We start from the raw sequence: 5,183 nt of genomic DNA on the forward strand, positions 1-5,183 counted from the left end.
CGCCTCACACCTCCTGGGCCGGCCCGCCTCACACCGCCTGGGCCGCCCCGGAGTCCAGCGCCCGGCCCACCGTGCCGGGCAGCGGCCCCAGTTCCAGCAGGCCCACGACCGTCCCGGCCGTGAGGGCATGCCAGAGACCCGCCCTGCGGAGCATCGCGTGATCCCCGCCGGTGACCGTCAGGGCGCACGCCCGGGCGCCCGATTCCCGTGCCCTGCGCACGAAGGCGGCGCTTCCCCCGGGATCGGTCGTACGGTCCCGGTCCCCGTGCAGCAGTACGACCGTACGGCCGCCCAGATGACCGGCCGCCTCGTCCGGCGGGCACCAGGGGGCCAGGCCGACCACCGCGCGTACCGACGGGTGCGAGGCCGCGCTCAGCGCCGCCCTGCCGCCCATGGAGTGCCCGACGAGCACCACCGGGATGCCGCCCGCTGCCGCGGTGAGTTCGTCGAGGGCGCGCCGCGCGTCGTACGCGGCGTCAGCGCGGGTGCCGTTCCAGCCCCGGTACCGGTAGCGGACCCGCCCCAGCAGTACGGAGTGCCCCGCCGTGGCCCCGGCGATCCGCGAGGCGATGGGCCGCATCCGGGCCTCCGGCAGGTTCCAGGCCGGCGGCGGACGCAGACCGTCGGCCCGCCCGCCGTGCAGCAGCAGCACCGCGGCCTTCGGGGCCTCGCAGGGCCTGGTGAGTATCAGGGCGGGCTGCAGCACGCCGTCATCGCGCCGTTCGGACACGCGCGGGACTTCCTTTCCTGGCCGGTGGCTCCCGGGACCGTACGGACTGTGCCGTCCGGCCCCCGCACGGTCCTTCGTGGCCGACGGACCTCCGGATTGCCCCCGCGCGTCGGGGAGCCCGCGGGCGGCCGGACCGGCGCCGTCAGCCGATGGCCTCGCGGCCACCCGCCACGACGAGACCCGGCAGATACTCGTTGATCTCCTCGCGGGCTTCGTCGGAGAGCCCCGAGTCGGTGACGAACGCGTCCACGTCCTCCAGAGTCGCGAACGAACTCAGCCCGACCGTGCCCCACTTGGTGTGGTCGGCGACCACCACCACCCGCCGCGCGGACTGCACGAACCTGCGGTTCGTCTCGGCCTCCGCGAGGTTGGGCGTGGACAGCCCCGCCTCGGCCGATATGCCGTGCACCCCGAGGAACAGCACATCGAAGTGGAGCGACCGGATCGCCTGGTCGGCCACCGGACCCACCAGCGAGTCGGACGGCGTACGCACCCCGCCGGTCAGCACCACCGTCGCGGCGCCCGACCGCTGTCCGCCGCCGCCCGCGACCCGCTGGGCGGCGTGGAAGACATCGGCGACGCGCACCGAGTTCGTCACCACGGTCAGATCGGGCACGTCGAGCAGATGCTGGGCGAGGGCGTAGGTCGTGGTCCCGCCGGACAGGGCGATGGCGCTGCCCGGCGCTGCCATCGCCGCCGCGGCCCGCGCGATGTCCTCCTTGGCGCTCAGTTCGAGCCCGGACTTGGCCTCGAACCCCGGCTCGTGCGTGGACGCCTCGACCACCGGCACCGCGCCGCCGTGCACCTTCTCGATGACCCCCTGGCGGGCCAGCGCGTCCAGGTCCCTGCGGACCGTCATGTCCGAGACATTGAGCTTGCGGGTGAGCTCGTTGACACGGACGCCGCCCCGGCGCCGTACCTCGTCGAGGATCAGCGCGCGACGCTGCTCCGCGAGCAGATTCTGATTGTCGCTCACCGCAGGGTCCGGTCCTTCCACGCGCCGATGCGGTGCCAGGAGCTGCGGGAGCTGCCCCTGGCCACCGGGGATCCCTCATCCTCGCACGCACAGTTCCCCGCCGCGCCACTGGTTGCCGCACCTCTTCCGGGGGGAGATTCAGTGAGAGCCGTGCGGCGGGCCGCAGCCGTCCGGGATTCTGGACCGGCACCGCCGACCGTCCCCTCCACGAGAGCGAGCCACCGCAGTGTCCCCACCCCCGTCCCCCGGTGAGAGCGGCGGCCCCGCCCTCGAACTCCTCGTTCACGGCGTCGGCGGAGCCACCCCGCAGGAGATGCTCGGTGACGCGCGCACCGTCCGGATCACCGGCGACGAGACGGCGGCCGTCTACCGCCGCGCCGACGACACCGACGCCGAGGCCCACCCGCAGGAAACCCGGGAGAGCCCCGTCCCCGAGGCGTACGTCTGGTCCAACCTCACATCGGGCAACAGCGCCCGCGCCCTGTGGCTGCTGCTGCTCCCCTTCATGGTGGTCAACCTCGCCCACTGGATGCTGCCGTCCGGCCGCGGCGGCGTACGGACGGTCCGGCTGTACGGCGTGCTGGTGCGGCTCGTCGCGCTCAGCCTCACCGTGCTGCTCGTCGCGGCGGCCTGCGAGGTCGCACTCGATCTGACGGCCTGGCAGTGCGCCGGATCGCCCGGCTGCTCCGACGGGAAGTCCTGGCTCGGGTTCCTCGCCGCCGCGCACGGCGGCTGGTGGGCACAGCCCGGCCGGCGGCTGGCGGCTGCCGCGCTGGTCCCCACGGCGCTGACAGCGCTGCTCTGGTACCTCTCCAACCGCACCTGGAGCGCGTACGAGTCGCAGCAGCCGCTGGGCGACGACGCCCGCGCAGCGGCCGCCGGAGAGCCAGGGGAGGCCGGGGACACCGACGCCGGGGACATCGAGGCCGGGGAGGGCGGCCGCCCGGCGCTCGGCAGGCCGGGATTCTGGTACGGGCGCAGGCTGGTCGCCCGGCTGCGCGCCGCGCACACCGCCGCCGGGTTCCTCACCGTCGCCGCGGCGCTCACCGTCGCGACCGCCGCCTTCGACCGCCGCTCGTCCGCGACCCTCCTGGAGGCCATCGGCTGGCTCCTTCAGGCAACCCTGCTTGTGGCGGCCGCAGTTGTGGTCTGGGTGGTCTGCCGCAGAGGCCGCACCGAGACCCGGCTCGACGAAGAGCTGGACCGCGCCGTCGTCACCCTGCTGCCGGGCGGCGCACTCACGCTCCTCGCGCTCTCCGCCGTCTACGCCGCCTGGTCGAGGCCCGGGTGGCGGTCGGGCGGCACGCTCCCGGGAGACCGTGCCTTCGGCATCCTGACCCTCGCCCAGCTCGCCCTCGTCGTGGTGCTGGCCGCTGTCGCCATGGCGATGTACCGCCGGGCGCCCCACACCCGTACCGCGCTGCGCGGACTCGGCGGGCCCGCCGTCGCCCTGCTGGCCTGCGCGCTCGGCGGAGTGATGACCGGTGGCGTCGCCCAGCGCGTGGCCGACTGGCTCGACGGGCCCGGCACCCCCGGCATGGGCAGGACCAGCTCCATCACAGGACCGCCGGTGCTGCTCAGCTGGCAGGCGTCCGTCATCCCGGTCCTGCTGTTCCTGCTGCTGCTCCCGATCGCGTACTACGCTCTGCGCACCGTGCGCAGGGAACACCGGATCGCGCGGACCCTCATGACGGACTACCCGGGGGAGAAGCCGGACACGGTGCGCACCCGGCAGATCGCCGGGGTGCGCGCCCGCGCCCAGCTCACCGACGCCGCACCGCCGTTCGTCGGGATCGTCTCGGCCGCCACACTGCTGCTCGGCGCGGGCGCGCTCGTCGGGTCCTGGCTCAGCGACGAGGTGCCGGGGCGGGCCGCCGATACGGCGCCCGGCTTCATCGCGTCCGCCGCCGACGCCGTGCAGGCGGCCGGGTCCTGGCTGGTCGGTCTCGGCTTCATACTGTTCGTCGCACTGGGCAGGCGCGCCTACCGCGACGCGTCGGCCCGGCGCAGCGTGGGGATCCTCTGGGACGTCGGTACCTTCTGGCCGCGCGCCGCGCACCCCTTCGCACCGCCCTGCTACGCGGAGCGGGCGGTTCCCGACCTGACCTGGCGCATGTTCACCTGGACCGACCTCACCGGCGGCAGGCTCGTCATCTCCGGTCACTCGCAGGGCAGCGTGCTGGCGGCTGCCGCGGTCTGGCAGCTGCCCGCCCGTACCCGCCGCAGGGTCGCTCTGCTCACCTACGGTTCGCCCCTGGAGCGGTTGTACGGGCGGTGGTTCCCGGCGTACTTCGGGCCCGACTGCCTGGACGGGCTGCACGGCGAAGTGCCCTGCTGGCGCAATCTGTGGCGGGCCACCGACCCCATCGGGGGCTGGGTAATGCGCGGCGGTGACATCGACCGGGGGCCGCTGCTCGACCCGGTGGCCTACGGCAGAACCCGCGAACACCCGCTGCCCGACCCGGTACTCGGCCACTCCGACTACCAGGCCGACCCGGCCTTCGCCGAGGAGCGCACGGCGCTGCTCGACCGGCTGACGGCGACGGTGCCACGGCAGACACCGCACCGGGCCCCGGCCCGGCCCGGTGCGGAAGACCCGGCGGCCGGGCGGGTCAGGGCAGTTCGGGCAGATCCTCCGGGAACAGCAGACTGAGATCGTCGGTCGACATCTCGGCGAACTGGGCCACCCGGCCGGCGTGCCGCTCCACCATGGACTCGAACGTCTGCCGGGCGGTCCTGCCGTTACCGAAGGCGGGGCCCTTGGGCAGCACCGTGAAGTACTTCACGAGGGCTTCCGGCGCACCGTCGCCGAGCCGGTACTCGTGCTCGTCCGCCTGCTGTTCGACAATCCGCAGCAGCTCGTCGGGGGAGTAGTCGCCGAAGGTGATGGTGCGGGAGAAACGGGACGCCACACCGGGGTTGACCCCCAGGAAGCGCTCCATCTCGGCGGTGTAACCGGCGACGATCACGACCACCGCGTCCCGGTGGTCCTCCATCAGTTTGACCAGCGTGTCGATGGCTTCCTTGCCGAAGTCCCGCCCTGAATCCTCCGGTGAGAGGGCATACGCCTCATCGATGAAGAGCACCCCGCCCCTGGCCCGGTCGAAGGCCTCCTGGGTGCGGATGGCCGTCGAACCGATGTGCTCGCCCACCAGGTCCACCCGGGAGACCTCGACGAGATGCCCGCGCTCCAGCACTCCGAGTGAGGCGAGGATCTCGCCGTACAGCCGGGCCACCGTGGTCTTGCCGGTACCGGGGGAGCCCGTGAAGACCAGATGGCGGCGGGCGGACGCGGCCTTGAGCCCGGCGGCGGCGCGCCGCCTGCCGATCTCGATCATGTCGGTGAGGGCGCGCACCTCGCGCTTGACGCTCTCCAGGCCCACCAGGGTGTCGAGTTCGCCCAGGACGTCCACCGATGAGCGTATGGGCGCGTCCACGGGCGCCGGGGCCGCGGCGGCGGCCGAGGGACCGGCGGTC

4 protein-coding genes are annotated in these 5,183 nt (G+C 73.9%); 1 reads left to right on the forward strand and 3 read right to left on the reverse strand.

Features of this window, described 5'->3' with window-relative positions:
* Positions 1 to 28: 28 nt before the first annotated feature.
* Positions 29 to 706 (reverse strand): alpha/beta fold hydrolase, encoded by a 678-nt coding sequence (locus G3I19_RS34345; RefSeq protein ID WP_343235297.1) that lies wholly within the window; start codon positions 704 to 706, stop codon positions 29 to 31.
* A 166-nt stretch (positions 707 to 872) separates the two neighbouring features.
* The gene (locus tag G3I19_RS34350; RefSeq protein ID WP_164267618.1) at positions 873 to 1,706 is read right to left on the reverse strand and encodes a DeoR/GlpR family DNA-binding transcription regulator; all 834 of its coding nucleotides are present in this window, start codon (positions 1,704 to 1,706) and stop codon (positions 873 to 875) included.
* Positions 1,707 to 2,019: 313 nt separating this feature from the next.
* Here G3I19_RS34350 and G3I19_RS34355 point away from each other — a divergent pair, with 313 nt between their 5' ends.
* Complete coding sequence (locus tag G3I19_RS34355) at positions 2,020 to 4,359, forward strand: hypothetical protein (RefSeq protein WP_239075024.1); 2,340 nt, start codon at positions 2,020 to 2,022, stop codon at positions 4,357 to 4,359.
* Here G3I19_RS34355 and G3I19_RS34360 read toward each other — a convergent pair.
* Positions 4,319 to 5,183: AAA family ATPase (locus G3I19_RS34360; protein WP_164267620.1), on the reverse strand; the 865-nt coding region annotated here is incomplete at its 5' end. The genes G3I19_RS34355 and G3I19_RS34360 overlap by 41 nt on opposite strands.

Source organism: Streptomyces sp. SID10853, assembly GCF_010548145.1.
Classification (GTDB): domain Bacteria; phylum Actinomycetota; class Actinomycetes; order Streptomycetales; family Streptomycetaceae; genus Streptomyces.